This window comes from Actinacidiphila sp. DG2A-62 (assembly GCF_035825295.1).
In the GTDB taxonomy this organism is placed as follows: Bacteria; Actinomycetota; Actinomycetes; order Streptomycetales; family Streptomycetaceae; genus Actinacidiphila.
The window spans coordinates 4298786-4317200 of record NZ_JAYMGI010000002.1; the positions used below are offsets into that span (position 1 = coordinate 4298786).

Below are 18415 nucleotides of genomic sequence, written 5' to 3' on the forward strand. Positions count from 1 at the left end.
GCATCCGTCACGAACCCGTCACATCCGACCCATACCCGGCTCGTATGCCGGCCCCTACCCCTGGTAGCCCTGGCTGGCCGGGCCGTACCCCGCCGCCCCGCCCGCGTCGCGGTGGCCGGGCCCGCCGGGTGTCCGGCAGACTCCAAGGGGAAGATCTTCAGGCAGATCGTCACACCGGGAGGACCGCTTGACCTCCGCAGAACCGTTCACCGGCGCCACGGGCCCCACCGGGGCGCCCGGACCCGCGGCGTCCGCCGGACCCACCGGGCCGTCCGGACCCGCCGGGCCGGCGACCGCCGGCGGCGCCGAGCCGCAGCCCGTGCTCAGCCCGCTGACCACCGCGGCAATCTTCCTGGTGGTGACCGTCGACCCGGGCGGCGAGGACACCGTGCGCGACCTGCTCGCCGACCTCCCCGGGCTGGTCAGGGCGTACGGCTTCGGCGCCCCCGACGGCACGCTGAGCTGCGTGGCCGGCGTCGGCTCACAGGCGTGGGACCGGCTGTTCGCGGCTCCGCGCCCGGCGCTGCTGCACCCGTTCACGCCGCTGGACGGCCCCCGGCACCGGGCCCCGGCCACGCCCGGCGACCTGCTGCTGCACCTGCGCGCCTCGCGGCTGGACCTGTGCTTCGGGCTGGCCACCGAGATCATGACCCGGCTGCGGCCCGCGGTCACCCTCCAGGACGAGACGCAGGGCTTCAAGTACCTCGACGTCCGCGACCTGCTCGGCTTCGTGGACGGCACCGAGAACCCGGTCGGCGCGGCGGCCCGCGAGGCCGTGCTGATCGGCGCGGAGGACCCGGAGCACGCCGGCGGCTCGTACGTGATCGTGCAGAAGTACGTGCACGACCTCGACGCGTGGAACGCGCTGCCGGTCGAGGCGCAGGAGCGGATCATCGGGCGGACCAAGGCGACCAACGTCGAGCGCGACGACGAGGGCTCGCACGTCGCGCTCACCACGATCACCGGGCCGGACGGCGAGGAGCGGCAGATCCTGCGGGACAACATGCCGTTCGGCAGCCCCGGCCACGGCGAGTTCGGCACGTACTTCATCGGATACGCGCGCGACCCCGGGGTGATCGAGGAGATGCTCCGGAACATGTTCCTGGGCGTCCCGGCGGCCTCCCACGACCGCATCCTCGACTTCTCCACCGCGCTGACCGGCACGCTCTTCTACGTACCGGCCGCGGACTTCCTCGACGACCTGCCGCCGCGGCCGGCCGCGGCGGTCCCCGCGCCTGACCGCGTACCGGAACCCGCGCCGGAACCCGCCCCGGAACCCGCGGCCGTGCCCGAGCCGTCCCGGCCCGCCGACGGGAGCCTCGGCATCGGCGGCCTGTCCGGCTGAGACACCCCCTCCCGGCCCCGCCCCACCCACCCACCAGAACGAGGAGCACGCCCGACGTGAACAACCTGCACCGCGAACTCGCTCCGCTGTCCGCCGCCGCCTGGGCCGATCTGGAGGCCGAGGCGCGGCGCACCTTCAAGCGCCACGTCGCCGCGCGCCGCGTGGTCGACGTGCCGGAGCCGGCCGGCCCGCAGTTCGCCGCGGTGCCGACCGGCCACCTGGAACCGGTGGCCCCGCCCGCGGACGGCGTCACCGCGCACCTGCGCCGCTCGCAGCCGGTGGTCGAGCTGCGGGTGCCGTTCACCGTGGACCGGCGGCAGGCCGACGACGTCGAGCGCGGCGCCCAGGACGCGGACTGGCAGCCGGTGAAGGACGCGGCCCGCGCGCTGGCGTACGCCGAGGACCGCGCGGTCTTCGAGGGGTACGCGGCGGCGGGCATCACCGGCATCCGCGCGGCGTCGTCCAACCCGGTGATCGCCCTGCCGGAGGACGTGCGGGCGTACCCGGACGCGGTGAGCCAGGCGATCACCGCGCTGCGCCTGGCCGGCGTGGACGGCGCGTACAGCCTCGCGCTCAGCGCCGACGCGTACACGGCGGTCAGCGAGACCTCGGACCACGGGTACCCGATCCACGAGCATCTCGCGCGGCTGCTGGACGGGGAGATCGTCTGGGCGCCGGCGATCGACGGGGCGTTCCTGGTCGCCACGCGCGGCGGGGACTTCGAGCTGCGGCTCGGGCAGGACGTGTCCATCGGCTACCTCAGCCACGACGCGACGTCCGTCGAGCTGTACTTCCAGGAGACCCTCACCTTCCTCGTCCACACCCCCGAGGCGGCGGTGGCCCTGACCTAGGGCCACAGGCCCGCGCCCCAACGCCCGGCGTTGCGCCTAGAGTTGGGGCGTGGACGTACTCGTGCTGGGTGGGACGCGGTTCGTGGGGCGCGCGATCGTCGCGGAGGCGCTCCGGCACGGCATGGACGTCACCCTCTTCACCCGGGGCCGCACCAATCCCGGTCTCTTCCCCGGCGTCCCCCGCCTGACCGGCGACCGCGACACCGGCGACTACACCGCCCTCCGGGGCCGCACCTGGGACGCCGTCGTCGACGTCACCGCCTTCGTCCCCCGCCACGTCGCCCAGGCGACCGCCGCCCTCACCACCGGCCCCGGCCGCACCGCGCCCCACCGCTACCTGCTGATCTCCAGCCACGCCGTCTACGACGACACCCGCGTCACCCCCGGCCACGACGAGGACGCCCCGCGCCGCGAACCCGTCCGCGACACCGAGGAGTTGGACCAGGAGACGTACGGCCGGCTGAAGGTCGCCTGCGAGGACGACGCCCTCGCGCTGTGGGGCGAGCGCGCCACGATCGTGCGGCCGGGCAAGGTCGCCGGACCGCACGACGCGTCCGACACGTTCACGTACTGGACGCGGCGGGCGTCGCGCGGCGGCCGGATCGCGCTGCCGGGCGACCCCGAACAGCCCGTGCAGGTCGTGGACGCGCGCGACCTCGCCGCGCTGGTGGTGCGGCTGATCGCCGACGACCGGGCCGGCGCGTTCCACGCGGTGGGCCCCGAACAGCCCGTCACACTGCGGACGTTGATCGAGACGTGCGCGCAGGCGGCCGGCACCGCGGACGCCGTCGAGATCGTGCCGGTCGACGTGCCCGCGGCCGAGCTCCCGCCGCTGTTCCCGCTGATCCGGCCCAACCGGGCGTCGCAGCAACGCGGAACGGCGCGGGCGCGGGCCGCGGGGATGCCGGCGACGCCGCTCGCGGTCACGGCCGCGGACGTCCTGGCGTGGGACCGCGACCGCGGCCTGCCCCCGCTGACGAAGGGCTGGACGCCCGAGCAGGAGGCCGCGGTCCTCGCCGCGTACGCGCCGAACTGACGCTCCGCGCCCCACTCTTCCCGGCCTCCCCGGCGCCCCCGCCCGCCTCCTCCGTCTCACCATCCGGGCAACTGCGAAGAACCGCCGCCCGCCGCGGAGGAGTTGGCTGGGCCACGCCGCAGGGCCGCACCCGGCGGACCGGACGGGACACCACGGGGACGAGAAGGGGCAGCCGGATGGTCACGTACGAGCGGTGGCAGGCGATCAGGGCCTCGCTGCAGAAGGCGGGCGGCGACTTCGCCGCGCTGATGCGGGCCGCCGACCCGGACCGGATGGTCACCGAGCACTGGACCGGCGCCGACACCGCCGCCCATGTCGCCGCGATCGCCGCGATGTACACCTCGCTCTGCTACGGGAAGCTCGCCCAGGACACCTTCCCCGAGGTCGGGGACACCTGGCGCGGGTCGACCGTGGACACCGTCCACGACTTCAACGCCGTGACCCTGCGCGTCTACCGCGAGCGGCGCGTCCCGCACGTGCTGGACCGGCTGGACGCCGAGATCCAGGAGATGACGGCGGCGACCGCCATGCCCGGCACGGACTTCAACCACACGGTGGTGCCCTGGCTCGGCGACTCACGGGTGCCGCTGGCGGGCCTGTTCGCGCACCTGATGAACGAACTCCACATCCACGGCTGGGACATCGCGCGCGCCAACGCGCTGCCGTGGACCATCGACCCGGCCGACGCCGCGCACTTCCCCGAGGCGTTCCTCACCGGCGTGATCAGCAACGGCTACGGCCACCTGGTCGACGGCGGCGGCCGGCCCAGCCGGCGCCGCATCGCCGTGCAGTTCCGCTCCCCGCACACCACGACCACGACGTTCGCGCTGCACCACGGCAAGGTCACCGTCGAGGCCCCGCGGCACGACGACGACGTGCGGCTGGCGTTCGACCCGGTGACGCTGAACCTCATGCTGTTCGGCCGGGTCAGCCACCTGCGCGCCGCCCTCACGCGAGGCGTGCGGGTCAGCGGCCCGCGCCCGTGGCTGCTGCCGCGCTTCATGCGCACGGTACGGCTGCCGGCGGGCCCCGGCCGGCACACCTGGGGCCCGGGCAGCAGGGACGGCCGGCAGCCGTAACGGGCTCACGGCACGACCAGGACCGGCCAGCGGTTGGCGCGCAGCAGCCGCGCGCCGACCGAGCCGGTCAGCCGGTGCCAGCGGCGCGACGCGCCGACCACCAGCATGTCGGCGCGGCGCTCGGCGGCCACACGGGACAGTCCCGCGACCGGGTCGCCGGCCACCACGACGCAGAACTCCCAGCGCAGCACGCCGAGTTCGGCCATGCACGCCAGTCCCGCCGAGATCCGCCGGCGCATCGCCCGCGCCGCCTCCTGGTCGGTGTCGGCCAGCATCCACGAGACGCCCGCCAGCATCGCGACCGTGTGCACCGGCAGCACGTGGACGGCCACCAGCCGCGCCTCCTGCCGCCTCGCCAGGCCCACCGCGTACGCGGTCGCGCGCCAGGAGGCGTCGGAGCCGTCCACCCCGACGACGACCACTCTGTCGCCGTCGGCTCCGTGATCGAAGCCCACCGCCGCACTACACCTCTGAGTCGTCGCCCTCCGGCGAACCCGTGCCCGTAGCCGTACCCGTACCTGAACTCGTACCCGTGCCCGAACTCGTACCCGTACCCGAACTCGTACCCGTGCCCGCGCCCGGCGCGGGCTCCTTCGCCGCGAAGGCCGCCGCCGTCGTCCGCAGCGGGACCTCCTTGATCATCAGCGACAGGACCAGCGCGATCACCAGCACGCACGCGCCGACCAGGAAGGCCACGCTGATCGCGTCGGTGAAGCCGACCTTGAAGGGGTGCGCCAGGGTGTGGTCGATGCGGCTGAGGAAGGACGTGTCGTTGAGCGAGCCGGACGAGGTGCCGCTGCCGGACGAGGCGTCGGTCAGCGTCTTCAGCTGGTCCGGGTGCGCCTTCGCCGCCGCCTGGAAGGCCGCGTCGCCGCGCGCGTGCGCGTACGCCGAGCCGATCTTGCCGCCGACCACCGAGTAGACGATGGACAGGAAGACCGCGACGCCGAGGGTGCCGCCCATCTGCCGGAAGAAGGTGGTGGAGGAGGTGGCCACGCCGATGTCGCGCGGCGGGACGGCGTTCTGCATCGCCAGCACGATCGTCTGCATGTTCAGGCCGAGGCCGGCGCCGACCACGAACATCGAGATGTCCACGTAGAACAGGCTGCTGTCCGCGGACATCTGCCAGAGCATGAGCATGCCGCCGACCAGCAGCACACAGCCGATCACCGGGAAGATCTTGTAGCGGCCGGTGCGCGAGGTGACCTGGCCGGAGACCATCGACAGCACCATGATGCCGAGCACCAGCGGCAGCGTGAGCAGACCGGCCTTGGTCGGCGAGTTGCCCTTCACCAGCTGGAGGTAGAGCGGCAGCAGCGTGATGCCGCCGAACATGCCGATGCCGATGATCGCGGACTGCGCCGAGCCGACCGCGAAGACGCCGTTGCGGAACAGCCGCATCGGCAGCAACGCCTCGTCGCCCGCCTTGCGTTCGGCGAACAGGAACGCCGCGACGCCGACCGCGCCGATCACGTAGCAGGTGAGCGAGGTGGCGCTGCCCCAGCCCCACTCCCGGCCCTGCTCGGCGACGATCAGCAGCGGCACGAGCGCGATGACCAGCGCGAGCGCGCCCGGGTAGTCGATGCGGTGCGGCCTGCGTTCCTGCTTGACGTGCAGCACGCGGGCCACCACCAGCAGCGCGGCGATGCCGATCGGCACGTTGAGCAGGAAGATCCAGCGCCAGCCGTCGATGCCGAGCAGCTGGTCCTGGCCGGCCAGCGCGCCGCCGACCACCGGGCCGAGCACGCTGGAGGTGCCGAAGACGGCCATGAAGTAGCCCTGGTAGCGGGCCCGTTCACGCGGCGGGATGATGTCGCCGATGATCGCCAGGGCGAGCGAGAACAGCCCGCCCGCGCCTATGCCCTGGAACGCGCGGAACGCGGCCAGCATGTACATCGACGTCGACAGCATGCACAGCGCCGAGCCGACGATGAACACGGCGATCGCGAACAGGAAGAACGGCTTGCGGCCGTACTGGTCGCCGAGCTTGCCGTAGAGCGGGGTGGCGATCGTCGACGTGATCAGGAACGCGGTGGTCACCCACGCCTGCGCGGTGAGCCCGTTCAGGCTCTCGCCGATCTTGTAGATGGCCGTCGACACGACGGTCTGGTCCAGCGCGGCGAGGAACATGCCGAGCAGCAGACCGGACAGGATCACCAGGATCTGCCGGTGCGTGTACCCCGACGGCTGGGCCGCCTCGGTGCTGCTGTCTGCGCTGCCCGCCGAGGCGGCTTCTGCTTGAGCGGTCATCGAGCTGCGTCCTCTTCCTCCCGTGCGGCCGTGCGGCCCGGCGGCCGTGCGGCCATGCTTGCCCAGGGCAACGTTACGCCGAGTTGCGCTCAGGGGGGCGGGGGAGTGGGGTGCGGGGGGACGGGGACGCTGCGGGGGCGGGGGCGCGGGGCGCTGCGGGGACGGAGGCGCGGGCGCGCGGGCCGGGCGGGAGCGGGGGCCGGGGGACGCGGGCCGGGCGGCGGCGGGGGCCGGGCGGGGGACGCGGGCCGGTGCCCGCGGCTCCGGTGGCCCGCGCGCCGGCTGAGTTCTTGATGAGGTGGCCCTCGGCGTCGAGCCCGTGGGTCTGCCAGTACACGTCCCACTTGTCGCCGACCCGCTGCGGCACCTGGCCGGCCGGATACCGTACGTACCCGGCCGGCGGCTCCTCCCCCTTCGTCGCGCACGCGCCGCCGCCCTCGGCCCCCACGGCCTGCACCGGATACTCGCCCGACGAGCACTCGTAGTCGCGCAGGTCCATCGAGCACCCCGCGGTGACGGCCGCGACGCCCACGACGCCGACCAGGCTCGCCGCGGCGAGCACGCCCCGGGCCCACCCGGACCGGCCGCGCCCGCCGGGCCGCGCCTGCCGCCCCCACCGTGCCTGACGCGCCTGCTGCTCCCACCGTGCCTGACGCCCCTGACGTATGCGCTCCACCACGCCACCGCCTCTCCGCTCGCGCTCCTGCTGCTGCTCTGGTGCCTTCAGCCTGGCGGTGGCCGGGGGTGCGGCCCATCGGCGCGGGTACTCAAAGAGCGGGTGAGTAGGCGACTCGGGTACGGGGCGCCGCGGGCGGGCGGGCGTATGCGGACCGGGAGCGCGGGCCGGGCGGGTCCGGGCGCGCGGGCTCAGACCGCGGAGGCGACGCTCGCCGGCACGATGAGGTGCCGCGCCCGGTGCTCCAGGACCGGCTGGGACGGCGCCCGGCGGTTCCCCGCGTCGTCCGCGCACCGCGGGCACCCCGCCTCGGGCCCGGGAACGCTCCGCTCGTGCCGCCGCACGATGTGCCGCGCGAGCCGGAGCTGCGCGAGGCCCCCCGCGCCGGACGGATCGCCGCCCGGCGCGGCGTCGCCGCCCGTCTCCGCCCCCACCCGCGTCTCCGTCCCCGTCTCCGTCCCCGTCTCCGTCTCCGTCCCCGTCTCCGTCTCCGCCCCGGCCGGCGTCCGCATCCCCTCGACGGCTTCCGGAGCCCTCCTCATCGCCTGATACAGGCGGAAACACACCCCACAGTCGAACATCCACGCGGGAGGCGACGGCCACTCGTCAGAAGGCTCAGCACCCTCGGTGTCATCCATGCCCCCAACCGTACTTCGCGCTAGCTCCCCACGAGGCCCACTTCCCCAACTCGCCCGGCCGGCTTCTCGCGCGGCTGACCTCTGCCCCGGCCGACTCCTCCCCCGGCCCGCGACGCCGCCGACGACGTCGTCCGGCTCAGCAAGCCTCGGACTCGGCGGTGCCGGCGACCGACGCGGCCTGCGCGGCGAGTTGGTTGGCGTGGGCGAGGTATCCGTTGCCCTTGGAGGTCATCGTGGCCATCGCCGTGGCCGCGCGCGCCTCCAGGGCGTTCACGTCGGCGGCGGAGGCCACCAGGGGAACGTAGGAGCTGGTCTGCGCCTGCGCGGTCCGGTAGGCGCCGTAGGCGTCCTTGAGCGCGGCCAGCAGGGTCGACAGGCTGTCGACCGCACCGGTCAGCGTGTCGAGATCGCCCTGCACGGTGTCGGCGTCGCCCTGCACGGTGTCCGCGTCGCCCTGAGCGGTGTCGGCCTGACCGCACGCTTCGGGATCGTCCTTGTCCATGGCCCGGGCCTGCGCCGCGTCGGTCCTGGTGGTGGCCAGGTCCTGCTCCGCCGTGGCGATGTCGCTCTCGAACGAGGAGTAGTCCGGGGCCTGGTCAAGCGCGTCGCTCAGATCGCCGTAGGCCGTGCTGACGGCGCCGGCCGCGCTGTCGATCTGCGCGCGGACCTGCGCCGCCGCCTCCTCGGACGCCTGTGCCTGCGCCTGCTCCTGCGCTTCCCGCGTCGCCTGTGCCGCCGCGGCGGCCGCGCGGCCGGTCACGGAGCGCACCGCCCGGTTGTACTGATCGACGGTGCCGGGCCGCAGTTCGGCGGCCTGGATCGTGCCCGTCCCCCGGTCCGGGACCAGGAGCTGCATCCGGCCGGCGCTCACCGTGCCCGTGAACGTCGTCCGGGTGAGCACGTCACCGCGGACGTTCATGGTGAAGGCCGAACCGTCCAGCGTCCCGGTGAAACCCCAGTGCGCGGTCGTGGACCTGGTCGGGTCACCGTCGACGAGGGCGGTGGAGTCGAGCGAGCCGCTGAGCGCGCGGCCGTCGCGCGTCATCTGCACCATGAGGGCGCCGGTCGCCGACGTCCCGACCCAGGTGTGCGGGAGCGCCGCGGCACCGGGCGCCTTCCCCCACGCCGCCGCACCGCCGTCGGTCTGCCTCCCCGACGCGCACGCCGTCAGCGCCAGGACCAACACCCCTGCCGCGACGCCCCCCTTGAAGACCCGCACAAGCGCCCCCTGAACCCCCACACGCCCGCCACCGCACCCCCGGCGGTTCCGGGAGCGTACCGACCGGGACGCCAACGCGTGAGCGGGTCAATCGAGTTGGCCACGCGAGCGGCTCAAGTGACGGGTGGTCGCGGGGCGAGGGGGCCGGGGGGGCGGGGGCGGGGAGCGGCGGGCGCGGGGGGGCGGTACCTGGCCCGGGAGCGGGAGCCCGGCGGCGGGGGTGCGGGGCGGGAGGCGCAGGAAATCGGGAGGCGGTACCGAGGAACCGTTGGCAGAATGTCCGCGCCGCCCGCCCGTTCCCTCGACCGACCGCCCCCTCGACCGACCACCCCCTCGACCGACCACCCCACGCCGACTCCCCGACGGACAAGGACTCGACGACCATGGCCCGTGCCGTAACCCTCATCCGGTCCACCGACCTGTCCGACGTGGCCGAGTACGCGTACGCGGCCACCGCGCCCGCCGACGCCCGCCTGATCTTCCTCGCCGGGGCGTGCCCCCTGAACGAGGACGGCTCCACCGCGGCGATCGGGGACTACGCCGGCCAGGCGCGGAAAGCGGTCGCGAACATGCGGACCGCTCTGGCCGCGGCCGGCGCCTCCCTCCAGGACGTCATCAAGACGAGGGTCCTCGTGGCGTCGACCCGCCGCGAGGACCTGGTGACCGCCTGGCAGGTGGTCCGCGACGCCTTCGCCGACCACGACGTCCCGAGCACCCTGATCGGCGTGACGGTCCTCGGCTACGACAACCAGCTCGTAGAGATCGAGGCAGTGGCAGCGGTACTGGACGCATAAGCCCTCGTGCCCGCACGGCTTCGACCGGGCACGGCGAACAGCCTTACCCCTGCATGCCGGGATTCTGCTTCGGCTCGAACGGGAAGAGGGGGTAGCCCTCCGTACACGTGCCGCCGGGGTGAGCGACCACTGCACTGCACGCTCCGCAGAGCGGGCAACGGGAGCGCGAGGCCCCACAGCGACAGCTGACAGAACAGCGGCGCGGCCGTCATGGCGAGCCAGACGAGCGGGGTCGTGCCGACAATGAGATAGGTGCTCCCCGCGGCATCGTTCCCCAGAGGACAGCCGGTCCACGCCCGCGCGGTCAGACACGTCCCGACACCGGCCCCGACAGCCGACAAAACCGGTGCCCGCGCGAGGAGCTGCCAAGGAGGCAGGACGATTCGCGGCTGCGCGCCCCGGGCAGAGCGGACCTCCTCAACTTCCACGGTGAGCACCACGTGCCCACGCCCGGAACAGTTCCTTCCACCAACCCCCGCCACCCGCGGCCGGTGCACCGGCCGACCCCAGAACACAGGCCCTCCGCCGGGGCCCCGCTCACCGACCGTCCCCGCCGAAACCTCCGGCGCTTCGCCGCCCTGCCCCCGCCCGTCCCCGGCGGCAACTCGCGTTCGCCGAAAACGGTGCGGCGAGCACCGGTGGCCCAGTGCAGCCCGGTGGTGAGCGAGTGGGAACAGCCCCGCGGGCGCGGGGAGCACGCGCGGTCGCGCTGCCGCCCTGCGGCTGCCACGGGAACAGCCCCGCGGGCGCGGGGAGCACCCGTACACGGCCTCCTGGCCGCCTTTGGTGCAGGGAACAGCCCGGCGGGCGCGTGGAGCACGCGGCGGAGTCGATGTCACCGCTGTCCACGGCGGGAACAGCCCCGCGGGCGCAGGGAGCACATCTGGGCGAATCCGATGGCTCCCGTCGTGCCGGGGAACAGCCCCGCGGGCGCGGGGAGCGCTAGAGGCGATCGTCGGCCGGATCGCCGCTGCGGGGAACAGCCCCGCGCGCGCGGGGAGCACCCGCACGTCGCGCTCGCGACCATGCGGGGGTTGGGAACAGCCCCGCAGGCGCGGGGAGCACGCCGCGGCATCATCCGACGAGGGCCGGTTCCGGGGAACAGCCCCGCAGGCGCGGGGAGCACCACGCCTCCTTCATGCGCCGAGCCTGATCCCGGGGAACAGCCCCGCAGGCGCGGGGAGCACGTGCGCAGTCTGAGTGTCGCCCAAGCCCGCGAGGGAACAGCCCCGCGGGCGCGGGGAGCACCCCGACGAGATCTACACCGTGCCCGACAGCCGGGGAACAGCCCCGCGGGCGCGGGGAGCACCGCCAGTGCGCCACCAAGTGCGACACGTGCGTGGGAACAGCCCCGCGGGCGCGGGGAGCACTCGCCGGTGAGCGTGGTGATGTGATGTCCGGCGGGAACAGCCCCGCGGGCGCGGGGAGCACGGCGCCGACGCCGGGACCACGTATCTCCTCCTGGGAACAGCCCCGCGGGCGCGGGGAGCACAACATGACGATCGAGCGGGTGCTGCACGCCAGGGGAACAGCCCCGCGGGCGCGGGGAGCACTCGAACGCACCCGTCGACCACACCACGGGCTCGGGAACGGCCCCGCGGGCGCGGGGAGCACCGTTCACCTTCGACCAAGCAGGAGAACCCCATGGGAACAGCCCCGCGGGCGCGGGGAGCACACACCCCCAGCAAGGTCACGAACGCGCAGCGTGGGAACAGCCCCGCGGGCGCGGGGAGCACACGAACCGCAGATCGGCGGTGGCGCCGGTGGCGGGAACAGCCCCGCGGGCGCGGGGAGCACTCGTCCTTCAATACCTCCGGCCTCGCCTTCGTGGGAACAGCCCCGCGGGCGCGGGGAGCACCGTCGAGGTCGAGAACCGCCTCGGGGCCGACCGGGAACAGCCCCGCGGGCGCGGTGAGCACAGCGACCTCTTCCACGCTCGTGTGCCGTGGGAGGGAACAGCCCCGCGGGCGCGGGGAGCACGCGTGCCCGATCGGCCACCTCGTCAGTAGTGAGGGAACAGCCCCGCGGGCGCGGGGAGCACAGCAGGGCGACGTGGTTCGCGGACCGGAGGATGGGAACAGCCCCGCGGGCGCGGGGAGCACATGAGCATCGCCGCCCCGGCCGTGCCGGTCACGGGAACAGCCCCGCGGGCGCGGGGAGCACTTGATCCACTTGCCGTCCGCGCCGGGGACCGCGGGAACAGCCCCGCGGGCGCGGGGAGCACGTCGGCCCCGACGTCGACGTGCTCCTGGTGGTGGGAACAGCCCCGCGGGCGCGGGGAGCACGGACTGCTGGCCAGCTACTACACCGACGGCTCGGGAACAGCCCCGCGGGCGCGGGGAGCACATCAAGGGCACCGTCGTCGACATGCTCGAGCAGGGAACAGCCCCGCGGGCGCGGGGAGCACGGCGGTGCCGGGCTTGGCGTCGAGGTCGGCGAGGGAACAGCCCCGCGGGCGCGGGGAGCACCTCAAGGGCCTCGGCTACGTGCCCGTGATCGCGGGAACAGCCCCGCGGGCGCGGGGAGCACAGTCCGAACATGTTGCTGGTCCCCCCGGGACGGGAACAGCCCCGCGGGCGCGGGGAGCACTTCGGCAGCGTGGTGGGCACGGTGCCGTAGACGGGAACAGCCCCGCGGGCGCGGGGAGCACACTCATTGACCTGCGGCGTTAGAGCGGTGCTAGGCGGATTTTACTCAGCTTGAGAGATTCCGACAAAGCCCCTGAAAAGTTCATAACGGCGCAACTTCCTTAGCGCTGCCAGTCCATACGCCTTCCTACCATCGGTATCTGCTCAATGTCCGCTCAACCTCTCACGCGGAGAGGGTCTGCGCCTCGGTTGGGAAGTCCGACCGGTGCCGCTGGTGACGGCAGGACGAGCCCCAGACTGACGCTCGACGGCAGCCAGCGGGGGCTTGGCGGTGGGCTGGCTGGGCCATTTGCGGTAGAGGAGAGAGAGTGGCCGCGGGTGAAGTAGCCGCGGGAAACGGCGTTGAGTTTTTCGCGTTCGGGTTCCGGCTACCTGCGGGTCCAGCCCCGCCTGCGCGGGGGGCACGCGGCTGCGGTTCTCGCGCTGCTGCTCCATCCGGGACCAGCCCCGCCTGCGCGGGGAGCACCGACCTCGGCATGGCGTGGACTCCGAGACGGAGGGTCCAGCCCCGCCTGCGCGGGGAGCACTGCCCGCCGGGCACGAGGCCGCCGGGCGGCACGGGTCCAGCCCCGCCTGCGCGGGGAGCACGAGACCGCAGTGCCGCTGGGGAAGCTCCAGTTGGGTCCAGCCCCGCCTGCGCGGGGAGCACGCTCATTGACCTGCGGCGTTAGCGCGACTCTCGGCGGACTTTGCTCCGCTTGAGAGATTCGGACATCTCGCCTCCTCCACTGCGTCGGCCGCGCCCCGGGAACACGAACCGCCCGCCGGGTTCGCGCCCCGCCGGGCGGTCCGGATCAGCGGCTGCCGCCGCCGAACCTGCGGCGCTTCGCCGCCTTGCTCCAGCCCGTCGCCGGCGGCGACCCCGCCGCCGGGGAACGCGAGGGGCCGCCCGGACCGCCGGGCGCAGGGCGGTGGATGAGGGTGAGGCCCTCGTGGTCGACGGGGTGCCACGCGTGGTCGTGGGTGCGGAAGGTGTACCCCTGCTCCGTGTCGGTCTGGTACGTGAGCAGCGCGCGGCCCTGGTGGGCGTACTGGCGGACCTCGGCCCAGATCACCTCGCGCAGCCGCGCGGACGGCGTGCCGATGAAGACGCCCGGCGAGATCTCCTGAAGCCAGCGGGTCAGGAACCCGCGTAGCCCGGAGGGGCAGTTGGTGAGGATCAGAACGGTCACACGCCCACGCCCCTCACCAGATGATCTCCGCGTCGGGATCGGCCGCGTCACCGTCCGCGTCATCACCCGGGCCGCCCGGACCGACCGGTCCGACCCCGCCGAACCCGCCCAACCCGCCGCCCCCGTGGTTGCGCCCGCTCTCGACCCGGACCCCGCGGTCGGACTGGAGCGTCACCCGATCCCCGCCCGCCGCGTCCGCCGCCTCGCGCGCCGCGTCGTAGCCGAGCAGGTCCTTGATGTCCCGCACGCAACGGTCCAGCAGCCGCGTCTTGTTGACGCGGTCGCGTACGGCCCGCCGCGTGCGCGACGCGATGTCGTCCGGGCCGTCCGCCGCCGCGTCGAAGGCCGCCGGGATGGCCACCGACGTCTTGTAGAGGTCGGCGATGTCGAGGACGAACGACCGCTCGTGGCCCGAGTGCACGAAGCCGAGCCCCGGCGAGCAGCCGAGCGCGACGACGACCGCGTGCGCGATCCCGTACATGCACTGGGCCGCCGCGGTGATGCCCTGGTTGGGCGGGTCGCCCGCCAGGAAGTCGTCACGGTTGAACTCCCGCCGCCGCCACGGCACTCCGGTGCGCGCGGACTCCGCCCGGTAGCAGTCCTGGAGGCGGCGCCCTTCCATGCCGAGGAGTTGCTGCCGCGTCTTGCCCGCCGGGTCGGCGTCGGGGAACCGCAGCCGGTACATCGCGCGGGCGACGTCGAGCCGGCGCCGCGGGTTCGCCCAGGCCGTCGCCTGCGCCTCGACCAGTCCCGACGATCGGGTCAGCGCGCGCCCGCCCGCGTAGAACCGCACGCCGTGCTCGCCGACCCACACCACACCGGCGCCGCAGTCCCCGAGGACGCTCATCGCCTGGTGGGTGATGCGGGTGCCGGGGCCGAGCAGCAGCACGCCGATCGTCGCGGACGGGATGTGCCGTACGCCGTCGGAGTCCGTCGCGGTGATGGCGTTCTGGTCGCGGTGGACGACGCATCGTTCCAGGTAGACGAACGACAACCGGTCGCCGACCCGCGTGAGTTCGCGTGGCGTCGCCGCCCCGCGCCTGCCGACCGTGCTCACCGCGCGCTCACCGTACGGGCGCCAGCGTCATCAGCCCGCACCCGTACGCCTTCGCCTTGCCCAGCCCCTGCGTGAGCGTGCGGCGCAGCGCGGCCGGGTCGGTGACGGTCAGGCGGCCGTCGTACGTGACCGAGGTGAGCGAGACGGTGCGGCGCTCGACGGCCTTGGCGAAGCGCAGCTCGCGCTTGTCCCGTACGACGAGCTGGAGTTCGTCGCCGTGCTCCAACAGCCGTGCGGACGGCGGCTTCTCGGCGACGGCGAACCCCGAGGCCGCCTGCCGGTCCAGCAACCACCCTTTCTGATGACGGGCCGTGAGGTGCGCGGTGCGCTTCCTCGGCTCGTCGTCGGTGCGGCGGATGGTGTGCACCGGGTTGGCGGTGAGGCGGAACGTCCACGTGCTGCCGGCGGTCAGCCCGTCGAGGAACGAGCCGTAGCCGAAGGTCTGCCAGCCCGGCGTGTCCGTCGCAGCCGGCCAACCGGCCTGTTCCACCAGGTGGGTGAGGTCCGGACGCGTCGGGCTGACGACGAACAGCACGACCTCGGCGGCGGAGTTGCGGTCGACGCGCCACAGCACGCGCGGTCCGGCGCCGTCCCGCGTGGGAAGTTCGGGGAAGGACATCGCGACGGCCGCGTGCATGCGGTGCGGCGATCCGAGGAGCGCGCGTCCCTCGCGGCGTGCGGTGTTGAGGCGGAAACGGGTCAGGTACATCACACGGCTCCCAGGGCCGAGGTCGGGTCGTGGTCGGCGGCGGTGCCCGGCCGCTGATCCGGAACGCCGGCCGGTTCGCCGGCCTCCGGTACGTCGCCCGGTACGTCTCCCGGTACGCCGCCCGGCGCGCGGTCCGCGGACGGGTTGGGGACGCGGGACGCCACCACACCGCGCAGCGCATAGCGCCGGTGCCGCGGGTCGAACGTGATCGGCGCGTCGCGGAAGCTCTGGTCGGGAGCCTCGCCCGGCGCGCTGTCGAGCAGCAGCGGGAGTTCACGCGGCGTCCCGTAGCGGGCGCGGTACCACTCGGACGCCTGCCACGGGACCTCGGCGAGCGCCGTGGCGAGGTCGGCGTCCTCCCGCACACCGAGGTCGAGCGGCGCGGACGGCGGGCAGGAACGGCGGCCCAGGTACGGCAGCCAGACGGGAGCGCGTACAGCCGCGTCGAGCCGCTCGACGATCTCCGGCTCCCCTTCCACGGCCGCCACGAACACCGCGTCGGCCAGGTAGAACCGCTCCGACAGCGGCATCGCCTTGTCCGTGTCGAAGTGGTGGGCGGTCTGGAAGTCCCGCATCCGCGTGCCGGGTTGGTCGATCCGCACGCCGTAGCGCAGCGCGGCGAGGTCGGAGAGGTCGGCGTCGCGCTCGCGGCCCTGCGCGGCGGCCAGCAGGCCGAGCACGCCGCTCTTGGTGGGGGCGTTCTCGGTGGTGCGGCGGACGAACCGCGCGGCCGAACCCCACGCCTGCAGCGGGCCGGCCAGCCGCAGCAGGAGCACGCTCACGCGATCGGCTCCCGCGCATCGGAACCCGCCTCGGCGGCACTGATCAGGCGGCCCGCCACCGTTTCGCCGACGGCGGTGACGAGTTCGGGGATGCTGAGGCTCTCGCCCAGGGCGGCGAGCGGCTCGGTCTCCTCCCCGACGCGTACCAGCCAGGTGCCGGTGCCGTCGCCGTCCGCGACGCCGTACGCCGCCTCCAACTCCGGTACGTGGCGGGCCAGTCGGCGGCACGCCTCCGTGACGAAGCCGTCCTCGCGGCGCTGCGGCGCGACGGCGCGCTCGAAGGCCGCCACGAAGCTGATGGGCCGCTTGGAGCGGAGCTTGACCAGGACGACGCACGGCAGGGTGTGGTTGCCGAAGGTGTTGACCTTGCCAGTGGGCAGCGAGGTGATGAACCCCTCCAGGAACGCTTCCACGGCCCGCCGCGTCGGTGCCGCCGCGTGCTCGTCCTCGCGCAGGCCCGCGCCGAGGTTGGCGTGCAGGCGGTCCACGTCGAGCGCGGCATAGCGGTACAGCGTCGCGGAGTTGAAGTCGACCACGCCGATCATGCCCGCGCCCGGCTCGGCGTCGGAGTTCCGGTCGTCCACGGCCGTGTAGTAGTCGGACTCGTTGTCGACGGCGTGCACGCTGAGCGCGTGCGCGACCTGGGTGGCCGCCTCGACGTTGAGGTCCGGGCCGTCGGCGACCATCCGGCCGAAGAGGGCGATGTCGACGGAGTGCCGGGTGTCGACCAGCCGCTTCGCCAGCGCCTTGTTCTCCTTGTCCTTGAAGAAGTCCTTGAGGACCGCGACGTCGCCCTTGCCCTCACTGCCCTTGACCGCCAACTCGGCGAGCGCGTCGAGCTGGCGCGCGCCGAGGAACATCAAGTACGAGGATTCCGGGGCCGGTTCGGGCTCCCCCTCCTTGGCCTTGCGCTTGGGCGGGTCGATCTTCGAGCCGGTCGCGGTGCGCAGCGTCTCCGCCGCCAGCCCCAGAGCGGCCGCGGTGTCGAGGGCCGGCTCGCGGGCGGTGATCCGCTCGGCGAGCGCTTCGGCGACCTTCTTGGTGCGCACACCCAGGTCCGCGGGGTCCACGAGGTCGTCGAACGCCTTGCGGGTCGCGCGCTTCCATGCCTGGCTGGAGACCCGGGCGCGGCGCACACCTCCGTAGACCGCGGTCTTGGGCGAGCCGGTGTCGTCCCGGTTGATGTTGCTGGGCGGGACGGTCTGGAGGATGTGGATGTCGAGGATGGTTCGGGTCACGGTGGTGGGTCCTGTCGCGTAAGGGTGTGGAGAGCAGCGAAGTCGGCGTGAGCGGGGTCGCCTGCGAGGCGTCGGCGAGTGGCCCGTCCGGGCGGGCGGGCTCAGTCCTGCGGCGGGCGCGTGGCGGGCACCACGCCCGCCGTATGGAAGTCCCGGCCCCAGGTGCGCCGGACGGTGGCCTGCGTGGACGGCCGCTGCCAGCGGTAGAGCTGGTCGGCCAGGAGTGCGTAGTCGAGCGGGATCGCGTCCTTGCGGAGCAGCAAAACGATCTCGCGCAGCCGCTGGGCGAGGACGTCGAGCGTGCTCGCGGTGCCGACGCGTACGAACCGCCGGCGCACCGCCTCGTCGATCTCCGGCTCGGCGGCGGCCCTGGCCTGTGGCGTCGCGCCGGCCTCCGGCGCCACCGCCCCGGACGCCGTCAACAGCCGCACGGAGCGCCCGAGTCCGTAGCCGCGGACGTGGGTGTCGGTGTCGCGATGGGACTGCTGGTGCAGTGCCCAGAGCGTGATCGCCAGGTGGAGGGCCTCGTCCGCCCGCACCTCATCTGGCCGTTGCGAAGGGTCGGACGCGGACTCGGCAACGACGAGGGCGAGTTCCTCCGTGCCGGTCAGACCCCACAGGTCCTGGAGGTCGTATGCGGGCCGTCCGACGCCACGCCGCAGCCGGGCGACGGTCGCCACCGCGGACGGGCGGTCGGCGCGGTAGCCGTACTGAAGTCTACGGATGCAGCGGTCGGCGGCGGTGCCCACGAGGTCGTAACCACTGGTGCTCGTCCCGGTGTTCGTGGTCATCGCGCTAGCTCCGTCGCTGCGTCGTGTGCGGTGGTGTCGTGAGCGGTCGAGTCGTGTGGGGTGGCGGGGGCGTCGAGCGGTTCGGCGGCCGGTCGCGGCGCCAGCGGGAGCACCTTCTTCAGCCCTGCCA

General features: G+C 74.0%; 16 protein-coding genes and 2 CRISPR repeat arrays. Of the genes, 5 read left to right on the forward strand and 11 right to left on the reverse strand.

Going from position 1 to position 18415, the window contains the following annotated elements; genetic code table 11:
* The first annotated feature begins 319 nt into the window (after positions 1–319).
* From VSR01_RS19255 to VSR01_RS19270, 4 genes are all read left to right on the forward strand, one after another.
* Positions 320–1345 (forward strand): Dyp-type peroxidase, encoded by a 1026-nt coding sequence (locus VSR01_RS19255; protein ID WP_326453714.1) that lies wholly within the window; start codon positions 320–322, stop codon positions 1343–1345.
* 56 nt (positions 1346–1401) lie between these two features.
* Positions 1402–2196 (forward strand): family 1 encapsulin nanocompartment shell protein, encoded by a 795-nt coding sequence (locus VSR01_RS19260; protein WP_326450438.1) that lies wholly within the window; start codon positions 1402–1404, stop codon positions 2194–2196.
* 49 nt (positions 2197–2245) lie between these two features.
* Entirely contained in the window at positions 2246–3232 is a 987-nt protein-coding gene (locus VSR01_RS19265; RefSeq protein ID WP_326450439.1) for an NAD-dependent epimerase/dehydratase family protein, read from the forward strand.
* A 176-nt stretch (positions 3233–3408) separates the two neighbouring features.
* A complete protein-coding gene (locus VSR01_RS19270; RefSeq protein WP_326450440.1) occupies positions 3409–4311 on the forward strand; it encodes a hypothetical protein in 903 nt (300 codons plus the stop codon).
* Positions 4312–4316: 5 nt separating this feature from the next.
* Here the strand turns inward: VSR01_RS19270 and VSR01_RS19275 are convergent, their stop codons facing one another.
* From VSR01_RS19275 to VSR01_RS19295, 5 genes are all read right to left on the reverse strand, one after another.
* Entirely contained in the window at positions 4317–4766 is a 450-nt protein-coding gene (locus VSR01_RS19275) for a universal stress protein (RefSeq protein WP_326450441.1), read from the reverse strand.
* Positions 4767–4773: 7 nt separating this feature from the next.
* Positions 4774–6561 (reverse strand): MDR family MFS transporter, encoded by a 1788-nt coding sequence (locus VSR01_RS19280; protein ID WP_326450442.1) that lies wholly within the window; start codon positions 6559–6561, stop codon positions 4774–4776.
* Between the two features lie 73 nt (positions 6562–6634).
* Positions 6635–7123 (reverse strand): SCO0607 family lipoprotein, encoded by a 489-nt coding sequence (locus VSR01_RS19285; RefSeq protein ID WP_326450443.1) that lies wholly within the window; start codon positions 7121–7123, stop codon positions 6635–6637.
* A 305-nt stretch (positions 7124–7428) separates the two neighbouring features.
* Complete coding sequence (locus VSR01_RS19290) at positions 7429–7671, reverse strand: hypothetical protein (protein ID WP_326450444.1); 243 nt, start codon at positions 7669–7671, stop codon at positions 7429–7431.
* A gap of 340 nt (positions 7672–8011) precedes the next feature.
* The gene (locus VSR01_RS19295; RefSeq protein ID WP_326450445.1) at positions 8012–9094 is read right to left on the reverse strand and encodes a hypothetical protein; all 1083 of its coding nucleotides are present in this window, start codon (positions 9092–9094) and stop codon (positions 8012–8014) included.
* 383 nt (positions 9095–9477) lie between these two features.
* Here VSR01_RS19295 and VSR01_RS19300 point away from each other — a divergent pair, with 383 nt between their 5' ends.
* The gene (locus VSR01_RS19300; protein ID WP_326450446.1) at positions 9478–9888 is read left to right on the forward strand and encodes a RidA family protein; all 411 of its coding nucleotides are present in this window, start codon (positions 9478–9480) and stop codon (positions 9886–9888) included.
* 669 nt (positions 9889–10557) lie between these two features.
* Positions 10558–12539: a CRISPR direct-repeat array (repeat unit 29 nt; unit sequence GGGAACAGCCCCGCGGGCGCGGGGAGCAC).
* Between the two features lie 373 nt (positions 12540–12912).
* Positions 12913–13185: direct repeats of the CRISPR family, unit length 29 nt.
* 145 nt (positions 13186–13330) lie between these two features.
* Here VSR01_RS19300 and cas2e read toward each other — a convergent pair.
* From cas2e to casB, 6 genes are all read right to left on the reverse strand, one after another.
* Entirely contained in the window at positions 13331–13708 is a 378-nt protein-coding gene (gene cas2e, locus VSR01_RS19305; RefSeq protein WP_326450447.1) for a type I-E CRISPR-associated endoribonuclease Cas2e, read from the reverse strand.
* A 13-nt stretch (positions 13709–13721) separates the two neighbouring features.
* Entirely contained in the window at positions 13722–14765 is a 1044-nt protein-coding gene (cas1e, locus tag VSR01_RS19310; protein ID WP_326450448.1) for a type I-E CRISPR-associated endonuclease Cas1e, read from the reverse strand.
* A gap of 7 nt (positions 14766–14772) precedes the next feature.
* Positions 14773–15474 (reverse strand): type I-E CRISPR-associated protein Cas6/Cse3/CasE, encoded by a 702-nt coding sequence (gene cas6e, locus VSR01_RS19315; RefSeq protein WP_326450449.1) that lies wholly within the window; start codon positions 15472–15474, stop codon positions 14773–14775.
* On the reverse strand, positions 15474–16256 hold the full coding sequence (gene cas5e / locus VSR01_RS19320; protein WP_326450450.1) for a type I-E CRISPR-associated protein Cas5/CasD: 783 nt from the start codon (positions 16254–16256) through the stop codon (positions 15474–15476). Before cas5e ends, cas6e begins: the two co-directional genes overlap by 1 nt.
* The gene (gene cas7e, locus VSR01_RS19325; RefSeq protein ID WP_326450451.1) at positions 16253–17494 is read right to left on the reverse strand and encodes a type I-E CRISPR-associated protein Cas7/Cse4/CasC; all 1242 of its coding nucleotides are present in this window, start codon (positions 17492–17494) and stop codon (positions 16253–16255) included. Before cas7e ends, cas5e begins: the two co-directional genes overlap by 4 nt.
* A 101-nt stretch (positions 17495–17595) precedes the next feature.
* Entirely contained in the window at positions 17596–18285 is a 690-nt protein-coding gene (gene casB / locus VSR01_RS19330; RefSeq protein WP_326450452.1) for a type I-E CRISPR-associated protein Cse2/CasB, read from the reverse strand.
* Between the last annotated feature and the right edge of the window lie 130 nt (positions 18286–18415).